Origin of the sequence: Acetobacter musti (genome assembly GCF_011516835.1) — a bacterium.
Taxonomy (GTDB): Bacteria; Pseudomonadota; Alphaproteobacteria; order Acetobacterales; family Acetobacteraceae; genus Acetobacter; species Acetobacter musti.
The window spans coordinates 73,545-95,532 of the sequence record NZ_WOTB01000014.1; the positions used below are offsets into that span (position 1 = coordinate 73,545).

The 21,988-nt window shown below is 62.1% G+C and carries 17 protein-coding genes; 12 read left to right on the plus strand and 5 right to left on the minus strand.

The window, feature by feature from the left end; translation table 11 throughout:
- Nucleotides 1-11: 11 nt before the first annotated feature.
- Both GOB93_RS11620 and xseA read right to left on the minus strand, forming a co-directional pair.
- On the minus strand, nt 12-311 hold the full coding sequence (locus GOB93_RS11620) for a hypothetical protein (RefSeq protein WP_173583669.1): 300 nt from the start codon (nt 309-311) through the stop codon (nt 12-14).
- On the minus strand, nt 308-1,783 hold the full coding sequence (gene xseA, locus GOB93_RS11625; RefSeq protein ID WP_173583670.1) for an exodeoxyribonuclease VII large subunit: 1,476 nt from the start codon (nt 1,781-1,783) through the stop codon (nt 308-310). Before xseA ends, GOB93_RS11620 begins: the two co-directional genes overlap by 4 nt.
- Nucleotides 1,784-1,901: 118 nt before the next feature.
- On the opposite strand from xseA, the gene purD reads away from it, so the two are divergent.
- From purD to GOB93_RS11670, 9 genes are all read left to right on the plus strand, one after another.
- Nucleotides 1,902-3,182 carry a phosphoribosylamine--glycine ligase gene (gene purD, locus GOB93_RS11630; RefSeq protein ID WP_173583705.1) on the plus strand — a complete coding sequence of 427 codons (1,281 nt, stop codon included), beginning with the start codon at nt 1,902-1,904 and terminating at the stop codon, nt 3,180-3,182.
- Nucleotides 3,183-3,402: 220 nt separating this feature from the next.
- Nucleotides 3,403-5,529, plus strand: coding sequence for a transketolase (gene tkt, locus GOB93_RS11635; protein WP_173583671.1), 2,127 nt, complete (start codon nt 3,403-3,405; stop codon nt 5,527-5,529).
- Nucleotides 5,530-5,623: 94 nt separating this feature from the next.
- On the plus strand, nt 5,624-8,479 hold the full coding sequence (locus GOB93_RS11640) for a bifunctional transaldolase/phosoglucose isomerase (RefSeq protein WP_173583672.1): 2,856 nt from the start codon (nt 5,624-5,626) through the stop codon (nt 8,477-8,479).
- A gap of 18 nt (nt 8,480-8,497) precedes the next feature.
- Complete coding sequence (gene gnd / locus GOB93_RS11645; RefSeq protein ID WP_173583673.1) at nt 8,498-9,496, plus strand: phosphogluconate dehydrogenase (NAD(+)-dependent, decarboxylating); 999 nt, start codon at nt 8,498-8,500, stop codon at nt 9,494-9,496.
- A gap of 39 nt (nt 9,497-9,535) precedes the next feature.
- Nucleotides 9,536-10,402, plus strand: coding sequence for a Cof-type HAD-IIB family hydrolase (locus tag GOB93_RS11650; RefSeq protein ID WP_242010727.1), 867 nt, complete (start codon nt 9,536-9,538; stop codon nt 10,400-10,402).
- Nucleotides 10,341-11,243 carry a Cof-type HAD-IIB family hydrolase gene (locus GOB93_RS11655; RefSeq protein WP_173583674.1) on the plus strand — a complete coding sequence of 301 codons (903 nt, stop codon included), beginning with the start codon at nt 10,341-10,343 and terminating at the stop codon, nt 11,241-11,243. Before GOB93_RS11650 ends, GOB93_RS11655 begins: the two co-directional genes overlap by 62 nt.
- Before the next feature lie 29 nt (nt 11,244-11,272).
- Entirely contained in the window at nt 11,273-11,986 is a 714-nt protein-coding gene (gene pgl, locus GOB93_RS11660) for a 6-phosphogluconolactonase (RefSeq protein ID WP_173583707.1), read from the plus strand.
- A 12-nt stretch (nt 11,987-11,998) separates the two neighbouring features.
- Nucleotides 11,999-12,724, plus strand: coding sequence for a ribose-5-phosphate isomerase RpiA (gene rpiA / locus GOB93_RS11665; RefSeq protein WP_173583675.1), 726 nt, complete (start codon nt 11,999-12,001; stop codon nt 12,722-12,724).
- A 1-nt stretch (nt 12,725) separates the two neighbouring features.
- Entirely contained in the window at nt 12,726-13,283 is a 558-nt protein-coding gene (locus GOB93_RS11670; RefSeq protein WP_173583708.1) for a gluconokinase, read from the plus strand.
- A 243-nt stretch (nt 13,284-13,526) separates the two neighbouring features.
- Here the strand turns inward: GOB93_RS11670 and GOB93_RS11675 are convergent, their stop codons facing one another.
- Nucleotides 13,527-14,282, minus strand: a complete 756-nt coding sequence (locus GOB93_RS11675) for a uroporphyrinogen-III synthase (protein WP_173583676.1) — start codon at nt 14,280-14,282, stop codon at nt 13,527-13,529.
- 106 nt (nt 14,283-14,388) lie between these two features.
- Nucleotides 14,389-15,462 carry a hydroxymethylbilane synthase gene (hemC, locus tag GOB93_RS11680; protein WP_173583677.1) on the minus strand — a complete coding sequence of 358 codons (1,074 nt, stop codon included), beginning with the start codon at nt 15,460-15,462 and terminating at the stop codon, nt 14,389-14,391.
- Nucleotides 15,463-15,503: 41 nt separating this feature from the next.
- On the opposite strand from hemC, the gene tsaD reads away from it, so the two are divergent.
- The 3 genes from tsaD to GOB93_RS11695 all read left to right on the plus strand — a co-directional run bounded on the left by tsaD (nt 15,504) and on the right by GOB93_RS11695 (nt 19,965).
- The gene (tsaD, locus tag GOB93_RS11685) at nt 15,504-16,622 is read left to right on the plus strand and encodes a tRNA (adenosine(37)-N6)-threonylcarbamoyltransferase complex transferase subunit TsaD (RefSeq protein WP_173583678.1); all 1,119 of its coding nucleotides are present in this window, start codon (nt 15,504-15,506) and stop codon (nt 16,620-16,622) included.
- Nucleotides 16,623-17,122: 500 nt separating this feature from the next.
- Nucleotides 17,123-18,655 carry an aldehyde dehydrogenase (NADP(+)) gene (locus tag GOB93_RS11690; RefSeq protein WP_242010729.1) on the plus strand — a complete coding sequence of 511 codons (1,533 nt, stop codon included), beginning with the start codon at nt 17,123-17,125 and terminating at the stop codon, nt 18,653-18,655.
- 335 nt (nt 18,656-18,990) lie between these two features.
- Nucleotides 18,991-19,965, plus strand: coding sequence for an ABC transporter substrate-binding protein (locus GOB93_RS11695; RefSeq protein WP_173583680.1), 975 nt, complete (start codon nt 18,991-18,993; stop codon nt 19,963-19,965).
- Nucleotides 19,966-19,983: 18 nt separating this feature from the next.
- On the opposite strand, the gene GOB93_RS11700 is transcribed toward GOB93_RS11695, so the two are convergent.
- On the minus strand, nt 19,984-21,225 hold the full coding sequence (locus tag GOB93_RS11700; protein WP_173583681.1) for a LysR family transcriptional regulator: 1,242 nt from the start codon (nt 21,223-21,225) through the stop codon (nt 19,984-19,986).
- Nucleotides 21,226-21,988: the final 763 nt, after the last annotated feature.

The following is a 21,988-nucleotide window of genomic DNA, read 5'->3' on the forward strand; positions in this document are numbered from 1 at the left end:
GCTTTCGCCGGTTAGCGTGACGATCCGCTGGTTTCGCAATGGGCGGGATCGCCGCCGGGTTTCGCGGAGGACACCATTCTGCAGTCGAGGCTTTCCGTCTGGCTCTGCGTCGCTCCGGGCTGTGTCGAGGCGCGATAGGCGGAGACCATGGACGAGACGATATAGATGAGCATGCCGAGCGCCACGAGGACGATCATTGCGATGACGATCAGCTTGACGACGGGTTTTCTGTCCAGCTTTTCATCGACGGGGGGCGATTTCAGCGCGTTCAGCTTCGCGTCGAGTTTTGATTCGAGAGAGTTCTTTTTCACAGGTCCAGGTGTCCTTGCGATGTCTCTTTGCGGCCTTCGATCCGCGCGGCCTTGTCGCCGTCCGCGAAGACGAGCGTGACGCGGTCTCCGCCAGAGAGTTTCGCCGCGCGGGTGACGGGTTCGCCGGCGGCGTCACGGACGAGGACGTAGCCGCGTTCGAGCACGGCGCGGGGCGAGACGGATTCGAGCTGGCCGCCGAGGCCGGTCAGGCGGGCCTGCCGTTCCCGGCACAGGGCCAGGAGCGGGGCGGGAGAGAGGCGGGTGCGGCCGAGCCGGGCTTCCGCCGCGCGGCCGGATGCTGTCGCCGCGGCGTCCAGGGCGGCGGCCCGCAATGCCAGGCGGGACCGGCGTTCGGCGATGATCGCGCCGGGAGCGGGCATGTGGCGCTCGGCTACCATCAGGGCGGCACGGCGACGTTCCAGCAGGGCGGGGAGGGCCAGCTCCAGGCGGTGGGCGCGGTCGTCCAGCCGCATTCTTGCGGTGTCGAGCAGGGAGGGCAGGTCCGGCAGTCCGGAGGCGGCGCGGTCGAGGCGGAGACGGGCGGTCTGGCCGATGCGGGTCAGCGCGTTGCTCATCCGGGCCGAGCGGTGGGCGAGATCGGCGAGCAGTTCGTCGCGCACCGGTACGGCGAGTTCGGCCGCGGCGGTGGGGGTCGGGGCGCGGATGTCGGAGACGTAATCGATCAGAGTGGTGTCGGTTTCGTGGCCGACGGCGGAGATGACCGGGATGGGACAGGCGGCGACGGCGCGCAGGACGCTTTCATCGTTGAAAGCCATCAGATCTTCCAGCGAGCCGCCGCCGCGCGCGACGATCAGCACATCGGGGCGGGGAAGGGTTGCGCCCGGACCGGGGACGCCTAGGCGGCTGAAGCCCTGAATGGCGGCGGTGATCTGGGCGGCGGCGCCTTCGCCCTGGACTGCGACCGGCCAGATCAGCAGGTGGCGGGGAAAGCGGCGGGCGATGGTGGTGCGGATATCGTGCAGCACCGCGCCCTGGAGCGAGGTGACGACGCCGATGACTTTCGGCAGGCGCGGAATTCGCTTTTTGCGCGCGCGGTCGAACAGGCCTTCCTCGGTGAGGCGGAGCCGCAGCCGCTCGATGCGGGCGAGCAGCGCGCCTTCGCCGGCATATTCCATCTTCTCGACGATGAGCTGGTAGCTGGAGCGTTCGCCATAGGCCGAGATACGGCCGGTGGCGATGATTTCCAGGCCGTTTTCCGGAACCAGGCCGAGGCGGGAGACGGAGCCGCGCCAGACGACGCCGGAGATTTTACCACCCTCGTCCTTCAGCGAGAAATAGAGATGGCCGGAGCTGTAGCGTTTGAATTCGGTGATTTCGCCGCGCACACGGATGCGTCCGAAGGTGCTTTCGAGCGTTTGTTTGATGGCGCCGGAGATTTCGGCGACGGAGTATTCCGGCACATTGCCGAAGGCTGCGGAGCCGAAGGGCGCGGGAGGGGGGGCATCGTCCATGCTCTGACCCTATGCTACAGACGCAGCGGCCTCAACAGGAGGCCGGTATGCGGGTCTGTGACCGGGCTGGCCGCTGATGGTGGCGAACGCGGATGAGCGGGACGGGAAAGGGGTGACGATGCGGGTTCTGCTGGTTGGATCGGGTGGTCGTGAACATGCTCTGGCGGCGGCGCTTGCTGCCTCGCCGGATCTTACGCAGCTCTGGATCGCGCCTGGCAATCCCGGTACGGCGCTCTGCGGCACCAATGTCGCCATTGCGGCCGGCAATGTTTCGGCCCTGGTCGCCTTTGCACGGAGGGAGGCGGTCGATCTCGTGGTGCCTGGTCCGGAAGCGCCGCTGGTGGCGGGTCTGGCCGATGCCTGTGCCGAGGCGGGGATTGCCTGTGCCGGACCGACGCGGGCGGCGGCGGCTCTGGAGGGCAGTAAAAGTTTCACGAAAGAGATCTGTGACGCGGCCGGGATTCCGACGGCCCGCTGGGAGCGGTTTGACGATCCGGCGCATGCGATGGCGCTGGTCCGCCGGCGTGGCGCTCCGATCGTGGTGAAGGCGGACGGTCTGGCGGCCGGCAAGGGGGTTGTTGTCGCGCAGAGTGTCGGCGAGGCGGAAACGGCGATCAGCGACATGATGACGTCCGGCAAGCTGGGCGGTGCGGGCAGTGCGGTGGTGATTGAGGAATGTCTGACCGGGGAGGAGGTTTCGCTGTTTGCGTTCTGCTCCGGTGAGACGGCGGTGCTGATCGGCGCGGCGCAGGATCACAAACGCATTGGCGATGGGGATACGGGGCCGAATACCGGCGGGATGGGGGCGGTGTCGCCGCCGGCCGGGTTCGATCGCGCGGCGCAGGAACAGGCGCTGGATGTGCTGGTGCGGCCGATGCTGAAGGAGATGGTCCGGCGCGGGACGCCGTTTCGTGGCGTGATCTTTGCCGGGCTGATGCTCACCGATGCCGGTCCGAAGCTGATTGAATACAATGTGCGGTTTGGCGATCCGGAGGCGCAGGCGCTGCTGATCCGGCTGAATACGGATCTGCTGCCGGCGCTGGCCGCGCTGGCGGCGGGGTCTCTGGATGATGTGTCGGTCGGGTTTTCGGATGAGGCGTCCGCCGCGGTCGTGCTGGCGGCGCGGGGCTATCCGGGCGAGTATGTCCGGGGCGGCGTGATCGGGGGGATCGAGGAGGCGGAGGCGCTGCCGGGCGTGCGTGTTTTTCAGGCGGGCACGGCGCGGAGTGTCAGTGGCGATCTGATCGCGGCTGGCGGGCGGGTGCTGACGGTCTGCGCGACGGCGCCGACATTGCGGGAAGCGCTGGCGCGGGCGTATCAGGGGGTTGGCGCCATTCGCTGGGAGGATGCGGTCTGGCGTACCGATATCGGGGCGCGGGCGCTGGCGGCGGGGGGCTGACGGGCGCTGTGGCTGAGGCTCACAACCACGTGAACACAGCAACCACCCTGCTGCATATCGCTTGTGTTTATGCCGTCAGCACGCGGCATCCCGGTTTCCCGGCCTTGGCTTGCCGCCCGATCGGCGCCGTGGGATTGTAAGCCAGTCAATTAAGAGTCTGTGGTGTTTCCTGCCCGACGGACAGGGGCCGTTAAAGGCCTGTTACAGAGGATCGGTTTTCATGCGTTTTCTTTATGCCAGTGAGTCCGAGAACAACTGTGCCGGAAAGGTTCTGGCGCCGGAAACCGGTGGCGCATCGGTAAACGATATTGACCGGACGGCCATCGACACGATCCGCACGCTGTCCATGGATGCGGTACAGAAGGCGAATTCGGGCCATCCTGGCACGGCGATGGCGCTGGCGCCTGTCGCCTATACGCTGTGGCAGGATGCGCTGGTCTATGATCCCGCCGATCCGGTCTGGCCGGGACGTGATCGCTTTGTGCTGTCGGTCGGTCATGCGTCGATGCTGCTTTATTCGCTGATTTTCCTCAGCGGCATCCGCGATCTCCACGACGGGAAGCCCACGGGCAAACCTTCGCTTTCCATCGGCGATCTGGAACTGTTCCGTCAGCTTGGCTCGAAGACGCCGGGGCATCCGGAATATCGCCATACGGCGGGTGTCGAGACCACGACCGGGCCGCTCGGCCAGGGCTGTGGCAACTCGGTGGGCATGGCCATCGCGCAGAAATGGCTCTCCACCCGCTTTGATAAGCCCGGTTATCCGCTGTTCGATTATCACGTCTATACGATCTGCGGTGACGGCGACATGATGGAGGGCGTCTCCAGCGAGGCGGCTTCCACGGCGGCGCATCTGAAGCTCGATAATCTGACTTGGATTTACGACGCCAACCGTATCTCCATTGAAGGTTCGACCGATATCGCCTTCACCGAGGACGTGGCGAAACGTTTCGAGGCGTATGGCTGGCAGGTTCTGATTCTGAAGGACGCCAACGATACGGAAAGCTTCCTGAAGCTGCTTGAGCAGGCGAAGGCGGAGAAGACGCGGCCGACCTTTATCCTTGTTCATTCGGTCATTGCCTGGGGGGCGCCGCACAAGGCGGGGACGGCTGCGGCGCATGGCGAGCCGCTCGGTGCGGAAGAGATCCGTGAGACCAAGCTGGCTTATGGCTGGCCGGAAGATAAGAGCTTCTATGTGCCGGATGGCGTGATGGAGCGTTTCCAGGAGAAGCTGGGGGCGCGCGGCAAAGAGGCGCATGCGAAATGGAACGCGCTGTTCGCGGCTTATAAGAAAGAATATCCGGATCTGGCGAAAGAGGTCGAGCTGATCCTGTCCGGCGGTCTGCCGGAGGGCTGGGATTCCGAAATTCCGACCTACAAGGCTGATCCGAAGGGTGTGGCGTCCCGCGCCAGCTCGGGCGAGGTGCTGAACGCCGTTGCGAAGAAGCTGCCCTGGCTTCTGGGTGGCGCGGCTGATCTGGCGCCGTCGACCAAGACGCTGATCAAGGATGGCGGTGCATTCCAGCCTCCGGAGTGGAATGGCAGCTATGGCGGTCGCAACCTGCATTTCGGTGTGCGTGAACATGCGATGGGGTCCATCGTCAACGGGATCGCACTGTCCGGTCTGCGTCCTTATGGCGCCGGGTTCCTGATCTTCTCGGATTATATGAAGGCGCCGATCCGTCTTTCGGCGCTGATGGAAGTGCCGTCGATCTTCATCTTTACGCATGACTCTGTCGGCGTGGGCGAGGACGGGCCGACGCATCAGCCGATCGAGCAACTTGTGCAGCTTCGCGCGACGCCGGGGCTGATCACCATTCGTCCGGGTGACGCCAACGAGGTGGCCGAGGCGTGGCGGACGCTGATTCCGTTTAAGGACCGTCCGGTCGCGCTGGCGCTGAGCCGGCAGAACCTGCCGACGCTGGATCGCAGCAAATATGCCCCGGCCAGCGGTCTGGCGAAGGGCGCTTATGTTCTCGCGGACAGTGGGAAGGAGCCGGCTGTTATTCTGATGGCGACGGGCAGTGAGCTGGGTCTGGCGGTTGAAGCTTATGAGAAGCTGATTGCCGACGGGGTTGCGGCGCGTGTGGTGTCCATGCCGTCCTGGGAGCTGTTCGAGGAGCAGCCGGAATCGTATCGCGAGGAGGTGCTGCCGCCGAAGGTGACGGGACGTGTCTCGATCGAGGCCAGTTCCGCCATTGGCTGGCACCGTTATGTCGGGCTGACCGGCGCGGTGATTGGCATGTATGGCTTTGGCGCGTCGGCGCCGGCGCCGGAACTGATGAAGAAATTTGGCTTTACGGTCGATGCGGTCGTGGCCGCCGCGAAGAAGCAGGCCGGGGTCTGAGGGCTGCTGCGATGCCCCGCGTTCTCAGGGACGCGGGGTTTTCTGACTGAAGTGTCCGGTATCGTCACTGATGCCAGGAAAGAGGAGAGAGTGCATGAACGCCACGCCGAGTGTCGGGAAAAGCCCGCTACGTGATCTGGAAAAATTCGATCAGTCTCCCTGGCTGGATTTCGTGCGGCGCGGCTACACGCGTGACGGCTCCATGGAAAAGCTCATTACTGAAGACGGGGTGAAGGGTGTTACCTCCAACCCGACGATCTTTCAGAAGGCGATGGGCGAGGGCACGGATTACGACGCCCAGATGAAGGATATTCTGGCGCATGACATCGTCTCCGCCGGACAGCTTTATGAGCGGCTGGCGATTACGGACATTCAGGAAGTCGCACGGCTGTTAAAGCCGGTTTTCGACGCCACGAAAGGCGTTGACGGTTATGTCAGTCTTGAGGTTTCGCCGTATCTGGCGCGCGATACGCAGGGTACGGAGCATGAGGCGGCGCGGCTGTGGAAAGCGGTGCATGAGCCGAACCTGATGATCAAGATTCCCGGCACGGATGAAGGTGTGCCGGCGATTGAGAAATCCATTGCGGATGGCATCAACACCAATGTCACGCTGCTGTTTTCGCTCAATGCGTACAAGAAAGTTGTCGAGGCGTGGCTGTCCGGGCTTGAGGCGCGGCTGAAGGCGGGTGAGAAGGTCTCCGGTGTTGCGTCGGTCGCATCGTTCTTCGTCAGCCGGATCGACGGCAAGATTGACGCCGAGATCGATCGCCGGGTGAAGGCGGGTGATGCGGAGAGTAAGGCGCTGAGCGCCATTCGCGGCAAGGTGGCGATCGCCAATGCGAAGATGGCGTATCAGTACTGGCTGGGCGTCATGAAGAGCGACCGCTGGGCGAAACTGAAGGCGGCCGGTGCGCAGCCGCAGCGTCTGCTCTGGGCGTCCACGGGCACGAAAGACAAGGCGTACAGCGATGTACTGTATCTTGAGGAGCTGATCGGGCCGGAGACGGTCAACACGATTCCGCCTGTGACGCTCGATGCTTTTCGCGATCATGGCAAGCTGCGCGCGTCTCTGACTGAAAATGTCGCAGAGGCTGAGGCGGTAATGAAAGAGGCGGAGCGGCTCGGTCTCGATCTTGAGGGTGTGACCCGCACGCTGGTTGATGAGGGTGTTGCGTCTTTCGCCGATGCTTTTGACGGGCTGCTTGGTTCCGTGGGCGCCAAGCAGAACGCCATTCTTGGAAAGAAGCTGACGGAGACGAAGCTTTCCCTGCCAGCGGCGTTCGATGAGGCCGTGAAGAAAGGGCTGGACACCTGGCGCAAGGCGGGTCTGATCCGTAAGCTGTGGGCGCGGGATGCGTCGGTCTGGACGAACAGCGATGAGTCGAAATGGCTGAAATGGCTTGATATTGCCGATGATCGCTATGCGCATCTGAAAGAGCTGGAAGCGTTCCAGGCGGAGGTGAAGGCGCGCGGCTTTAAGCAGATTCTGCTGCTTGGCATGGGCGGTTCCAGTCTCGGGCCTGAGGTGCTGGCGGAAACCTTTGGCCGGCACGACGGGTTTCCGCATCTCTATGTTCTGGACAGCACCGATCCGCAGCAGGTCCGGACGTTTGAGAAGAAGATCGATCCGGCGCACACGCTGTTCATCGTCTCGTCGAAATCCGGCAGCACGCTGGAGCCGAACATTATGCTGGCGTATTTCTTCGATGTCGCGAAGAAGGCGCTGGGTGAGAAGGCCGGTCAGCATTTCGTCGCCGTGACCGATCCGGGGTCAAAGCTGGAGGCGCTGGCGAAGAAAGACGGTTTCTGGAAAGTCTTTTCCGGCGAGAAGCAGATTGGCGGACGGTATTCCGTTCTGTCCAATTTCGGTATGGTCCCGGCGGCGGCGTCCGGCGTGCCGCTGAAGCTGTTCCTGGAGGATGCGCTGCATGGTGTGCGCGCCTGTGACAGCAGCGTGCCGCCGGCGATCAACCCGGGCGTGCTGCTCGGGGCGGTGTTCGGGGTCGGGGCGACGGAATTCGGTCGTGACAAGATCACCATCATCGCGACGAAACAGGTGGCCGATTTCGGGGCGTGGGCAGAGCAGCTGATTGCGGAATCCACCGGCAAATCCGGCAAGGGTCTGATCCCGATTGACGATGAGACGCTGGCGGGACCGAAGCATTACGGCAAGGACCGGCTGTTTATCTATTTCCGTCTGGTCAGCGAACATTCGCATGAGCAGGATGAGGCGGTGCGCACGCTGATCGACGCGGGTGAGCCGGTCGTCACGATCGATCTGCATGACCGTCGTCAGATCGCGCAGGAGTTCTTCCGCTGGGAGATCGCCACGGCGGTTGCGGGGGCTTATCTGAAGATCAATCCGTTCGATCAGCCGGATGTCGAGGCCAGCAAGATCGAAACGAAGAAGCTGACAGCGGCGTATAATGAAACCGGTCATCTGCCGGAAGAGGCGCCGTTCGCGACTGACGGCGATCTGGCGTTCTTTGCCGATCCGAAAAATGCGGCGGCTGTGAAAGGGGAGTCCGCGCAGGCGGTTCTGAAGGCGCATTTCGGCCGGGTGAAGGCGGGGGATTATGTCGGTCTGCTCGCCTATATCGAGCGGGACCGCGCGACGATCGAGTGGATTCAGCACACGCGGCTGGCGATCCGGGATGCAAAAACCGTTGCCACGGCGGCGGAGTTCGGGCCGCGCTTCCTGCATTCGACCGGGCAGGCCTATAAAGGCGGCCCTGACACCGGCGTGTTTCTGCAGATCACTGCGGATGACGCGCATGATCTGCCGGTTCCCGGCGAGCGCTACAGCTTCGGCGTGGTGAAGGCGGCGCAGGCGCGGGGCGATTTCGATGTGCTGGCGGAGCGCGGTCGCCGGGCTCTGCGGGTCCATATTAAAGGCGATCTGAAAACGGGTCTCGCCGCGCTTGCTTCCGCGATCCGCGCCGCGCTCTGAACGAAGGATTAGAAAACCATGCAGATCGGTATCGTCGGTCTTGGCCGTATGGGCGGCAATATCGCGGTCAGACTGACCCGGCACGGACATGATGTTGTGGTCTATGACCGTGATCCGTCCGCTGTGGAAAAAGTGGTGGCGCGGGCGGAAGGCGGCCGGGCAATCGGTGCGTCGGGTGATGCCGATCTGGTCGCGAAGCTGAAAGGGCCGAAGAGGATTGTCTGGCTGATGCTGCCGGCGGGCGACATTACGGAAGCCGGTGTGAAAGCCTTTGGTGAGCTCTTCGGAAAAGGCGATATCATCATTGATGGTGGCAACAGCTACTATAAGGATGATCTCCGCCGCGCCGCTACTCTGGCGGAGAAGGGCATCGATTATGTCGATGTCGGTACGTCCGGCGGGGTCTGGGGCCTGGAGCGTGGCTACTGCATGATGTATGGCGGCACGAAAGAGGCGGCCGATCATATCGATCCGATCCTGAAAGCGCTTGCGCCGGGCAAAGGGGATGTGCCGGTGACGCCGGATCGTGACCGGCCGGGTCTCGATCCGCGCGCGGAGGAGGGCTATCTGCATTGTGGTCCGGCCGGGTCGGGTCATTTTGTGAAAATGGTCCATAACGGCATCGAATACGGGATGATGCAGGCCTTCGCGGAAGGCTTTGACGTCATGAAGTCCAAGGATTCTCCGCTGCTGCCGGAGAATGAGCGGTTCTCGCTGAACATGGCCGATATTGCGGAAGTGTGGCGTCGGGGCAGTGTGGTGTCGTCCTGGCTGCTGGATCTGACGGCGGAAGCGATGGCGAGGAACGGGGAACTCTCTGAATTCTCCGGCAAGGTTCAGGATTCCGGTGAGGGGCGGTGGACGATCGAGGCCGCGATTGAGGAAGCCGTGCCGGTTCCGGTGATGACGGCGGCGCTGTTCACGCGTTTCCGGTCGCGGACGGGCAATAATTATGCCGAGAAGGTGCTGTCGGCCATGCGCTTCGGTTTCGGCGGGCATATCGAGCAGAAGAATTAACCGGCGCGGCGACTGGCTGGTCTTGCGGGGAGAGTTGTTTTGAAGACGGACGATATTGCGAGGCACAACGCCAGGGGTGAGCCGACAGGGACTGTCCGTCTGGTTGTGACGGACATGGATGGCACGCTGCTCACGCCTGAAAAGCAGGTGACGCATGCCACTCTGGACGCCATGGCGAAGCTGCGCGCGAGGGGTGTGCCGGTCTGTCTCGTCAGCAGCCGCGCGCCGCATGGCATCACGATGTATTTCGATGCCCTGAAGATCAGAACGCCTTATGCCGGTCTCAACGGCGCTGTTATTTTCGATGCTGACGGCAACATGATTTCGTCTCTCTGCCTCGAAGCCGGCGCGGTGCGGGCCGCGGTCGACATGTTTGACGTGCATGAGGTGGATTCCTGGCTTTTCTGCGGGAATGACTGGATTGTTCGCGATGCGAGCGCGGGGTATGTGCCGCATGAGAAGCGCGTGATCCGGACGACGCCGCATGAAGTGAAAGACTTCACGCCGTGGGAAGGCAAGGTTGGCAAGCTGACGGGGTCCAGCGCGGATTACGATCTGCTTGAGCGCATGGAGGGCGAAATCGGCCAGATGCTGGAGGGGCAGGCCAGCGTCGCCCGTTCGGCGCCTTATTATCTTGATATCACGCCGCCGGAAGCCAATAAGGGGCACGCTCTGCGCGAGCTGGGCCGTCTGCTGCATGTGCCGGTGGAGGAGATCGCCTGTATTGGCGATATGCGCAACGATATTCCCATGCTGGCCGTTGCGGGGCTGGCCATCGCGATGGGGAATGCGAGCGACGAGGTTGCGTCCTACGCTCATGTGCAGACCGACACCAACGAGGCTGATGGCTGGGCGAAGGCCATGGAAGAGTTCGTTCTGCCCCGCGTTCCGGCCGCGGGAGCGTGACGAGGTGACCGCGCCCGCGAAACAGCGTGACGGTACCGGCATTCGTCTGGTTCTGGCCGATGTCGACGGCACGCTTGTGACGCGGGAGAAGGTTCTGACGGAACGGGCGATCCGTGCTGTCCGCAGTCTTCGCGATCGTGGCATCCGTTTCGCCATTACTTCGGGGCGTCCTCCGAAGGGAATGGAAATGCTGATCGGGCCGCTGGAAATCGATACGCCCATTGCCGGATTCAATGGCGGGCTGATGGTGAATCCGGATTTCTCGGTGGTACAGTCGCTGACGCTGTCGCCGGACTGTGTGAAAAAGACGACGGCGCTGATGCATCGTGCCGGTGTGGATGTCTGGATTTATCGTGGCAATGAATGGATTGTTCCCGATATCAGTCATCCGCATGTCGCGCGGGAGCGCTGGACGGTAAAATTCGATCCGGTCGTGCGGGACGACATCGACTCTCTGACCGATGGCGTGGTCAAGATCACCGGAGTCAGCGACGATGCGGATCTGATGAAAAATCTTGAGGCCGAGGCGCAGAAAACGCTGGGGAAGAATGCTTCCGCGGCGTTGTCCCAGCCTTATTATCTCGATGTGACCCATCCGGACGCGAATAAGGGCGGTGTGGTCCGGACTCTGTCGCGGCTGCTCGATATTCCTGCTGGTCAGATCGCGACTCTTGGCGATCAGCCGAACGATATTTCGATGTTTCGTGTCTCCGGGCTCTCGATCGCTATGGGACAGGCGGGCGAGGCGGTCAGGGCGCAGGCGAGTCATGTTTCCGACAGTTGTGAGGATGAGGGTTTCGCCAAAGGCATAGAGCGCTACGTTCTGGGAGAGGATCAGTGAACGGATTTCCGGGAAACGGACATGATGTGATGTCCGCGAAAGAGATCGTTCTTGCTGACAGCGGGGCTGTCGCCCGTTATGTCGCGGATTTTCTTCTTGCGGAGGCGCAGCGGGCGCCGGGTACGTTCCGTATCGCGCTTTCGGGCGGTTCCACGCCGAAGCGTTTGTATGCTCTGATGGCGGAGCCGGCTTACGCCGCGCGTTTCCCCTGGGCGCGGACGGAGTTCTTTTTTGGCGATGACCGCTTCGTGCCGGCGGATTCTCCCGACAGCAACCGGGGCATGGTTGAGAAAACGCTGTTCTCCCATGTCGATGTTCCGGCGGCCAATATTTACCCGATGCCCGATCAGGGCGATCCGGATGCGGGTGCGCGTGCTTACGAAGCTGTGCTGAAAGAGCGGTATGGCGCGGCGGTGCTGCAGAAGGGCAGACCGCTTTTTGATATTGTCATGCTGGGGCTGGGTGAAAACGGGCATACGGCCTCTCTGTTTCCGCGTCAGCCCGTGCTTCAGGAGAAAACCCGCTGGGTGGCGCCCTGTGTGCCGGACGATGCGCCACATACGCGGCTGACGCTGACCTATCCTGCGATCGCGTCCAGTCGCATTGTGCTGTTTCTGGTCACCGGGTCTGCTAAAGCAGCTGTGTATGCGCGTGTCCGGAAAGGCGACCCTGCCGAGCCGGCGAGCCATATTACGTCAGACGGTCAGATCGAGTGGATCGTTGACAGAGATGCCGCGGCATAGGGAAGAAAAATAATGAGTTCTGCGACAGGCGGAGCCGATCAGGTCCGGGAATACAAGCGGCAGGCGGCGGAGTTCGCGGCTGAAATGGTGCAGGATGGCATGGTTGTCGGTCTGGGCACCGGCAGCACCGCCGTTTTTCTGATTGAGGCGCTGGGGCGCAGGCACCGGGAAGGGCTGCGTTTTCTCGCCATTCCCACTTCTGTTGCGACTGAAAAACTCGCGGTGAGTCTGGGTATTCCGATGACGAGCTTTGCCGAGCATGAGCGCGTGGATCTTACCATTGACGGCGCCGATGAGATCGAGCGCGGGACGCTCAATCTCATCAAGGGTCTGGGCGGCGCGCTGCTGCGCGAAAAGATTGTCGCGGCGGCTTCGGAAAAGCTGGTGATCGTCGCGGATGACAGCAAGCTGGTCGATCATCTTGGTGAGCATTGTCTTCTTCCGGTCGAGGTCACTCCGTTTGGCTGGGAGAGCACGGCCCGGCATCTCGGGCGGCTGGGGGCGCGTATTTCGCCGCGTCGGACGCCGGCGGGACAGTTTTTTGTCAGTGATGGCGGGAATCTGATTCTGGACTGTAATTTCGGGGCTATTTCCAGTCCGGCCGAGACGGAGCGTGCTGTACGCTCCATTGTTGGCGTGGTCGACAGCGGTCTGTTCACCGGCCTTGCCAGCGAAGCTGTGACATGCGGGCCGGAGGGGCTTGCGCATCTGGTTTCCGAAGGGAGTGGCGATGTCTGACATGTCCGGGTCTGGCGGTGTCCTGCCTCCGGAGGTCCGTCTGCCGCCGCGTGTGGTGGTGGTGATGGGGGTTTCGGGGTCCGGGAAAACCACGGTTTCCGTCGGTCTGCATAATCTGCTTGGCTGGCCGTTCAAGGAAGGCGACAGTCTTCATCCGCCGGCGAATGTCGAAAAAATGGCGGCGGGCATTCCCCTGACCGATGCCGATCGCTGGCCGTGGCTGGATAAATGCCGCGCCTGGATTGATGCATGCGCGGCATCCGGCACGGGTGGCATTCTTTCCTGTTCGGCGCTGAAGCGGGTCTATCGGGATCGTCTCCGCTCGGGCGGGACGGATATCACCTTTCTGTTTCTCCGGGTGCCGCACGACATTCTGGCGCACCGGCTGGTGCGGCGGAAGGACCACTACATGCCGGCGAGTCTGCTGGACAGCCAGCTTGAGACTCTTGAGATGCCGGGCCGCGATGAGCACGCCGTTGTGCTGGATGTGTGCGAAACTCCGGCCGAGGAGATCGCTCATGCGCTGGAGGCGCTGAAGGAAGATCCGGTTTTCAGATAGCTCGTTCTTTCTGATCCGGGGCTTTGCCCTGCACCTGGAAGGGGTCCTCACGCGAAGGCGTACTGCGCACAACGCCCCTTTCACCCGGTTTATTTTAACAAGGCGGATCAAAGGGACTGCGTCCCTTTGTGGGGTTCGGGGCAAAGCCCTGAAAATCTGCCGCGCCTGTATTTGCAAAATATACAAACGTTTTTCACAAAGGCGGCATTCCGAAAAAGCCTCACCGGAGCCTGAGCTTTGATATCAGGACGGTGGATGCCCCAGCGCGGCGATAACGGACGCCGCGTCCGGATGCCTGGCGACTCTGACGTCTGCTATACCGCTTTTTCTCAGCGCATGGGCTGCTTTATCCGAGATTGCGATGCCGCGGAGCTGTCGGCAGTCATATCCGCTTGCTTTCAGCGCTGCTCCTGTTGCGGCGGCGCTCCGGGCTGAAAACGCCGTCACAATGCCGATTTCATTGCTTTGCAGCGCCCTGAGAATGGCGGCCGGAAACGCATGCACCGGATGCGCCGAATAGGCGATGCGTCGCAGGACCTTAAAGCCGGCTTGTCGCAGTTCGGAGGCCAGTTCGAGACCCTGGCCGGCGCCGGACAGCAGAAGTATGGGGGCGGGCGAAGGCGCGAGACGCGCGCGGACCAGAGCCGCGAGCGCGCCGGCATCGGCGCCGGCGCTGTTCACGTGATGAAAACCTGCTGCCCGCACGCGTCGGGCTGTTGCATCTCCGACGGCGAAGACCGGCACATCGGGAGCGACCGAAGCGGAGAGCGCGGCGACGGCCTGGCTGCTTGTGAGCAATGCCGCGCTGAGTTTTGTCTGGGGCGGTGGGAATCGTGGTTCGATAATCAGGGCCGGGGCCGCAAAGGGAGTCCAGCCCAGTGCGCGGACGGCATCCATTGTCTCCGACAGACCGGGTTCGGGCCGGGCAATCAGAACGCCTGTCCAGGAGGATGCGGACGGGTTCTTCGCGATGACGCCGGTGGCGACGGTGCCTTTCATACAGTGCTGGTCATACGGTGCCGGCCATGATGGGATCGGTCATGATGACACCGCGCGGACCTTCACGGACGGCAGCAGGGGTTGCGCGCCGGCGGAGGCCATCGGCTCAGTCCGTGAAGATATCGGGCGGGCTGTCGGCGCGGAGGCTGCGCCCGAGTTCGCGGCCCATGCGTTCCGCGTCGGCGGCCGCGCCGATGATCTCGCGTTTCAGCAGGAAGGTGCCGTCTTCGGAGGCGACGAGGCCGGTCAGGTGCAGTTCGCTTTTGGGGCCGGCGACCGGGGTCAGCAGTCTTGCATAGCCGCCGATGGGTGTCCGGCAGGAGCCGTCCAGCTCGGCCAGCAGCGCCCGTTCGGCGGTGGAGACGGCGCGGGCTTCATAATCCTCGATGGCGGACAGGAGTTCACGCAGTTCGACGTCGCTGGCCCGCACGGTCACGCCGACGATGCCCTGTCCGGCGGAGGGGACCATCACGTTCGGGTCGATGACGACCGAGGCGCGGTCTTCCATGCCGAGGCGGCGCAGGCCGGCGAGGGCCAGCAGGGTGGCGTCGCACTGGCGGGCGGCGAGCTTGTCGAGCCGGGTCTGGACGTTGCCGCGCAGGAGGCCGAAGCGCAGATCCGGCCGGACGTGGAGCATCTGGGCCTGGCGTCGTACGGAGGCACAGCCGACCAGTGCGCCATAGGGCAGGGCGGCGTAGGGATCGGCCGGATTATCGCCGGGGGCCAGGCCGGGGCCGAGAATCAGGGCGTCCCGCGCGTCTTCCCGCCGCATGGTGCAGGCGAGCACCAGGCCGTCCGGCAGGGTTGTTTCCAGGTCCTTGAGGCTGTGGACGGCGAAGTCGATCCGGCCATCCAGCAGAGCTTCGTGAATTTCCTTGGCGAACAGGCCTTTGCCGCCGATTTCCGCCAGGGCGCGGTTCTGGACCTGGTCGCCGGTGGTGTTGATGAGGTGTTCCTGAAAGGCGTTCATATCCCGCAGGACGGGACAGAAGCGGGTCAGGCGTGTCAGAAAGGCCCGCGTCTGCCATAAGGCCAGGGGAGAGCCACGGGTGCCCACGCGCAGCGGCAGCTGCTGGCGCCGGTGCTGCGGAGCCGCGTTCTTCTTGCGGGCGGCCGCCTGCGCCGCAATTTTCTGCAGGGCTGCGGACGGGGACGGTGAGGGTGGCTGTGCGGAAACCATGTCGCGTATTTATTACCAGCGCCGGGTGAAGGAAAGGTGACATGACGCCAGACAGCCTCGATGGCAACGCGTATCCTGTGGCGGGAGCGATTCTCCCGGGTCCTCTGCTGGCCATCGAATCGTCCTGTGACGAGACGGCCTGCGCCATCCTTGCGCCTGACGGGAGGGTGCTTGCGGAGCGTCTGGTCTCCCAGGAGGCACATGCGGCTTTCGGGGGGGTGGTGCCGGAGATCGCGGCGCGGGCGCATCTTGCATTATTGCCGGATCTGGCAGGAAAAACCCTGGAATCGTCGGGGCTGGCACGAGGCGATCTGGCGGCTGTCGCGGCCAGTACCGGTCCGGGGCTGATCGGCGGTCTGATCGTTGGCGCGAGCTTCGGGAAGGGGCTGGCGATCGCGCTCGGGAAGCCGTTTATTGCGATCAATCACATTGAGGCCCATGCGCTGTCGGCAAGGCTGCCTGGTGTCTCTGACGGGCAGATCGGCTTTCCGTTTCTGCTGCTGCTGGTCTCCGGCGGGCATTGTCAGTGTCTGGCGGTGGAGGGCGTGGGCCAGTACCGGCGTCTGGGCGGGACGATCGATGATGCGGCCGGGGAGGCGTTCGACAAGGTGGCCAAGATGCTCGGGCTTGGCTGGCCGGGCGGGCCGGCGCTGGAGCGGCTGGCGCGTGAGGGGGACCCCGCGGCTTTTGCGCTGCCGCGTCCGCTGAAGGGGCGTGCGGGGTGTGATTTCTCTTTTTCGGGCCTGAAGACGGCGATTGCCCGGCAGCTGGAGCCGTTCGGTTTCGCTGCGCTGCCGCGTCAGGTCGCTGCCGATCTGGCCGCCAGTTTCCAGCAGGCGGTGGCGGATGTCATCGAGGATCGCGCGACCCATGCTCTGGCGATGATGGAGCGGCCGACGGCGCTGGTGGCGGCGGGCGGAGTCGCGGCCAATACTGTGCTGCGGGAGCGGCTGACGGCGCTGGCGGCGGCGCACGGGTTGCCATTTGTGGCGCCGCCGCTGCGGCTCTGCACGGATAATGCGGTCATGGTCGGATGGGCGGCGCTGGAGATCTGCCGGGAGGCGACGCGGCTGGGTCTGCCGGTGCCGGATGACCGGGCGACGCGGCCGCGGCCGCGCTGGCCGCTGGGTGAGATGGCGGAGCGGTTTGCGGTGGGGTGATCCGGGCTTCTGTCCGGTTTCCTGTATTGAGCTGATGGGGGCTGGCTGCGGGCAGGGGAACGCGGTGTGCTGCGTACGATGACGCTCTCACCCCTGTTTATTTAAGAGGCAGTTTCAAAAGCTATGCAGGGGCAAAAAGCATTTCACGATAAATATATAAAAAAAAGTTTTTGGGTGCCGCCTTTTTTCAAAAAGGCGGCGTTTCCCAGAACTTTCCGAAAAGCTTCATCAGAAACGTCTTATTCCAGAAGCGGCAGACTGTCTTTTTTGCGGCGCGGGTCGTGTTTCCCACGAGGTGTTTCATCGGAGGACGGCGTTGCCCGGCAGCGGATTGATTCAGCGACAGCCCTGATAAAATCAGCGGTCACAGGCTCGCTCTGATCCGTTTTTGCGGACAGGACGAAGGGGGAGGAAACGGCTCTGTCGTCGCCCTGTTATGTCGCAGGCGCCTCTCTCTATCGTCCCGCTTTATGGCCCCTTTTTTCATGGGAGCACCATCTATGACCGCTTTCATTCACGCGATCGATCCAAAAATCGGCAAGCCTATTGATCCGGGCATCGCCCTGTCGGACGAAGACGATGTCGACCGGCTCTGCGCCGCTGCGGCGGCGGCTTTCCGTCTCTATCGCAACACGTCTCTGGAGAGCCGCGCGGTCTTTCTCGAAACCATCGCTGCTGAAATCATGGAAACGGGCGATGCGCTGATCGAACGGGTGATGGCCGAAACCGGCCTTCTCCGTACCCGGGTCGAAGGAGAGCGTGCCCGGACCTGCGGACAGCTTCGTCTGTTTGCGCGTGTCGTGCGCGATGGTGGTTTTCTGGACGCCCGGATCGATCCGGCGCAACCAGACCGCCAGCCTCTGCCGCGTGTCGATCTCCGGCTGCGCAATATCGGCACGGGTCCGGTTGCGGTTTTCGGGGCCTCCAACTTTCCGCTGGCTTTTTCAGTTGCCGGGGGCGACACGGCGTCGGCTCTGGCGGCCGGTTGCCCGGTTATCGTCAAGGCGCATCCGGCGCATCCCGGCACGTCTGAAATCGTGGCGGCGGCGATCCGGGCGGCCATCACCCGCTGCGATCTTCCTGAGGGCGTCTTTGGTATTCTCTTTGAAAAGAGGACCGGACTCGGCGCGGCGCTGGTTACGGACCCGCGCATCAAAGCCGTGGCGTTTACCGGCTCGCGCCAGGGTGGACTGGCCCTTGTGCAGGCTGCCGCTGCCCGTCCCGAACCGGTTCCGGTCTATGCCGAGATGAGCTCGATCAATCCTGTTCTGCTGTTCCCTGCGGCGCTCGCGGGGCGTGGTGCGGCCATCGGGCGGAGTTTCGCGACATCCCTGCAGACCGGCGCCGGACAGTTCTGCACCAATCCGGGGCTGGTGCTCGGTGTGGACGGGCCGGGACTCGACGAATTTATCGCAGGCGCCGTTGCCGGTATCGAAGGGGCGACGCCGCAGACGATGCTCACTCCTGGCATTCATGCGGCCTATGACCGGGGCGTGGGCAGGTTCGCCTCCCATGCCGGAGTCAGGACGCTGGCCCGTGGTGGTGAGCCGTCCGGGCCGCATGAGGCGCAGGCTGCATTGTTTGAAACGGATCTTGCGGGGTTTCTGGCGGACGGCCATCTGCAGGATGAGGTGTTCGGGCCGTCTTCGCTTCTGGTTCGCGTGCCGGATGCCGGGGCGTTCAGTGACGTTCTCGCGCATCTTGAAGGGCAGCTCACGATTGCGCTGCATATTGACGAGCCTGACCATGCCGCCGTCACGACATTACTGCCTGTGCTTGAGGAAAAGGCGGGGCGTATTCTGGTGAACGGCTTTGGCACCGGGGTCGAGGTTGCGGACGCGATGGTGCATGGAGGTCCGTTCCCGGCGACGTCGGACAGTCGCACCACGTCGGTGGGGACGCTTGCGATCCGGCGTTTCCTGCGGCCAGTCTGCTATCAGGATTTGCCGCAGACGCTGCTTGCTCCTGCGCTCAGGGATGGCAATCCGCTGGGGATCAGCCGCATGATTGACGGGAAGATCGCGAAACACTGAAAACATACTGCGGGAAGAAGCTTTTATCTGCGGCCGGACGTGTTTGTAACGGCAAAAGGCTTTTTCCTGTTTCCTGGTTCTGTCTGATGATTTTTCTGAAGAGAGTCTGACAGCGGAGGCAATTTTCAGTTCCGTCATTCCGGAACGGCTGCATTGTTACCGGCCGGAGTGATGTGCGCTGTCCTGTGTCGCGATATGCCGAGCGGTTCCGGTCCGGAATTCTGCGTCAACTCCTATCTTTTCAGCGCATTTTCTTATCGGGTCGGGCGTTGCGGGGCATGGCTTACTCACGGTGTCACGCGGCGTTTGCCGCTGCATTACAGGAGTGAAATCCCTTGCCGAACGACCTCAGACTGAAAATCGCCATCGCCGAATTTCCGCATACATCGGCTATTCGTAACGGGTCCATTCCGATTGAAGGTGTGGATGCGGAATTTGTGACAGTCCAGCCGCAGATCGGGGCATTTCGTCGGATGGTCCGGCAGCTGGAATTCGACGTCTGCGAGCTGGCGCCGACGACTTACATCATCGCGCGGTCTTACGGGATTCCGCTTGTCGCGTTACCCATATTTGTAACAAGGCGTTTTCATCATTCCGGACTCCTTGTTCATCCCGATTCAGGTGTTACCGGACCGAAGGATCTTGAAGGGAAAAAAGTCGGTGTCCGCGCCTATTCCGTTACGACCGGTGTGTGGACACGAAGCGTTCTGATTGAGGAATTCGGTCTCGACAGCAGCAAAGTCACATGGGTTGTCGATGATGAGGAGCATGTCCAGCAGCTGAGGCTTCCGCCGAATGTCGTTCATGTCGGAGACGGCGAGACGCTGGCGGGAATGATGGCGGCCGGGCAGCTTGCAGCGGGTTTCGAGGGCAATGCCGGGATTGGCCGGACGGGTTCTCCGACGGGAGGCTGGAAGGAGGTGGAGACTGACTATCCGGATCTGTTTCCGAATGCGGTGGAGCTGGAGGCCGACTGGTATGCGCGTACGCATATTTACCCGATGCATGGGACAATTGTCGTGAAAGAGTCAGTCCTGAAAGAGCATCCGTGGGTTGCCGCCTCGCTCTTTAAAGCCTTCTCGACCGCGAAGAACGAGTGGCTGACGCGGCTGGAAGACGGCAGTGCGATGGCGGCGTCCGACAGGCGTTATGCTGAACTGCGTAAAATCGTTGGTTCTGATCCGCTTCCTTATGGTTACGAGGTCAATCGTCCCACAATGGAGGCGCTTGCCCGCACCGCCTATGCTCAGGAGCTGACACCTCGCCTGATGCCGCTCGATGAGCTGTTCCTTGATCTTAACAACGCCTGAAAGCGGATATCTGGTTGCTCAGCCTGTCTGAGCGACCAGACGGGGCGTCTGGATATGTGCCACGCAGCGCTGCAGGAGTTCGATGAAATTCGTGTGCAGATGGGTGGGAAGCCAGTTGCGGCGTGTCAGGATGCCTATGGCGGGAACCGGGGCTGAGACGGGGAAAGAAACCGGCATCAGTGTCTCGCCTTCGTAGGTGCGTTCATAGGATGTCATCAGAGTAAGCCGGTCGCCGGCTGTCAGCAGATGGCGGACGACGGGCATGGAGCACGTTGCGATTGGTGCCCGTGGACCTTCATGGTCTGCGAAAAGCTGATCGAAAACTGCCCGACGGCTTGACGCCGGTGTGCCGGCGATCCAGTCACATTTTGCCAGATCGTCGATTGTAACAGGTCGCCTGTGCAGCAGGGGATGTCCCCGACGCGCGACGATTTCATAAGGGGTTCTCACGAGAGGGTGTGCCTGGATTTCTTCATGGGGTGTTTCGGGAATCAGCCCGAGGGCTATGTCCACATCCCCGCACAGCAGCCTGGCCAGCATATCCGATGACTGGGAACTGGTTACTTTTACGGTGGCCTGTGGAAACTCCGTGACGAACCGGTCAAGTACCGAGGCGAGCATGACGCTGCCGCCGCAGGGCATGGCTCCGATCGCAATGCTGGTGCTGGCGATTCCGCGTGCCGTATCGATCTCTTTCAGGCCCAGATCGATTTCCTGTATGGCGAGTCTGATCCTGCGTCCGAAAGCAGCACCTTCCGGAGTGCCGATGATGCCTGACGGCGTGCGGGAATAAAGCTGCCTGCCGACATTGCGTTCCAGATCGTGGGAGGCTCTCTGTAACGAGGCGGCGGAGAGGCCCTGCGTTCTGGCGGCATCTGCAAAGGGTACACGCTCAGCGATGAGCAGAAGGCTGCGGATCTGGGACTTTGTCAGTCGTCGTGCGATCGCTCTGGCGCCGTGACGGTCTCCCGGACAGCCGAGATCCGTGATTGCCTGTTCGACCTGTTCGAAAAAACGCGTTGTCCGGCGATGCAGGATGAAACCGAAATCATTGAGGTAGCTGCCGTTCGTATCGCGATCGAGCAGAATGACTCCCACATGCGATTCGAGTTTCGCGATTGACTGTGTGACGGCCGGCTGCGAGAGGTTGCATTCTTCCGAAGCGCGACGAATGCTTTTCAGGCGCCCGACTCCTTCGAATAATCTGAGCTGCCGCAGGCTGATTGTATCAGCCTGCATAAAGCGACTGTCGACCTGCATGTATCTTTCCTTTTTTGTTTTTTTGCTACTTAAGCAGACTGGTCGGGGAAAACCAGACACGATAACGCGCGCGGTCTGCGGAGAGTTACGGGAAAAGAGGATCTGTCTGAAATCTCATCCGGAAACAGAGATGTGTTTCGGGCGGAAACCGGTGGGGAGTCTTTGTTTGTAAAGACGCTCTGCTGCGCAAAGTTTCTGATGGCTTCGTAAAGTGAAAGAAGGTTTGCCGGACGCTGACAGGGCAGATTAAATGCGATGATATCAAATAAAATTTGTCAATTCTGAACAGTATGTAAGTAACTGTAACGCGGGGCGGAACTGTCGTTATGCGAATGGTTGCCGGGTGCGCCTCGAATCATTTGTAAAACGGCGGAGAGGACGGTGCTGATCCGGTCTATGGGGTGCCGTTCTGTCTCATGGTGTGCGCGTTCGGAGCAGGCCTTCCTGTTCCGAATTATGACACCAGTGTTTAAGAAAATCAGAAATACAATGAGTCTGTTTCGATAAGATTCAGGCTGGATTCCGGCGATCCGGAAGTCCTGAACAGATGTACAATGCACTGAACTCCACAGCGCTGTACGTGCAGATGGCGGAAATGCTGTCTTTCTCAGTGAAAAAGACAGCGTGCGGACGTCTTTCTTTCGCTGACGGACTGCCGGAATACTTTACCTGACCGGTGCCGGATCTGTTCTGACGCGCATGACGTCAAATCAATCAGGAATGTCATGAAACCTACAGCCGCTTTGCCCCCTGTCTGGTGGCA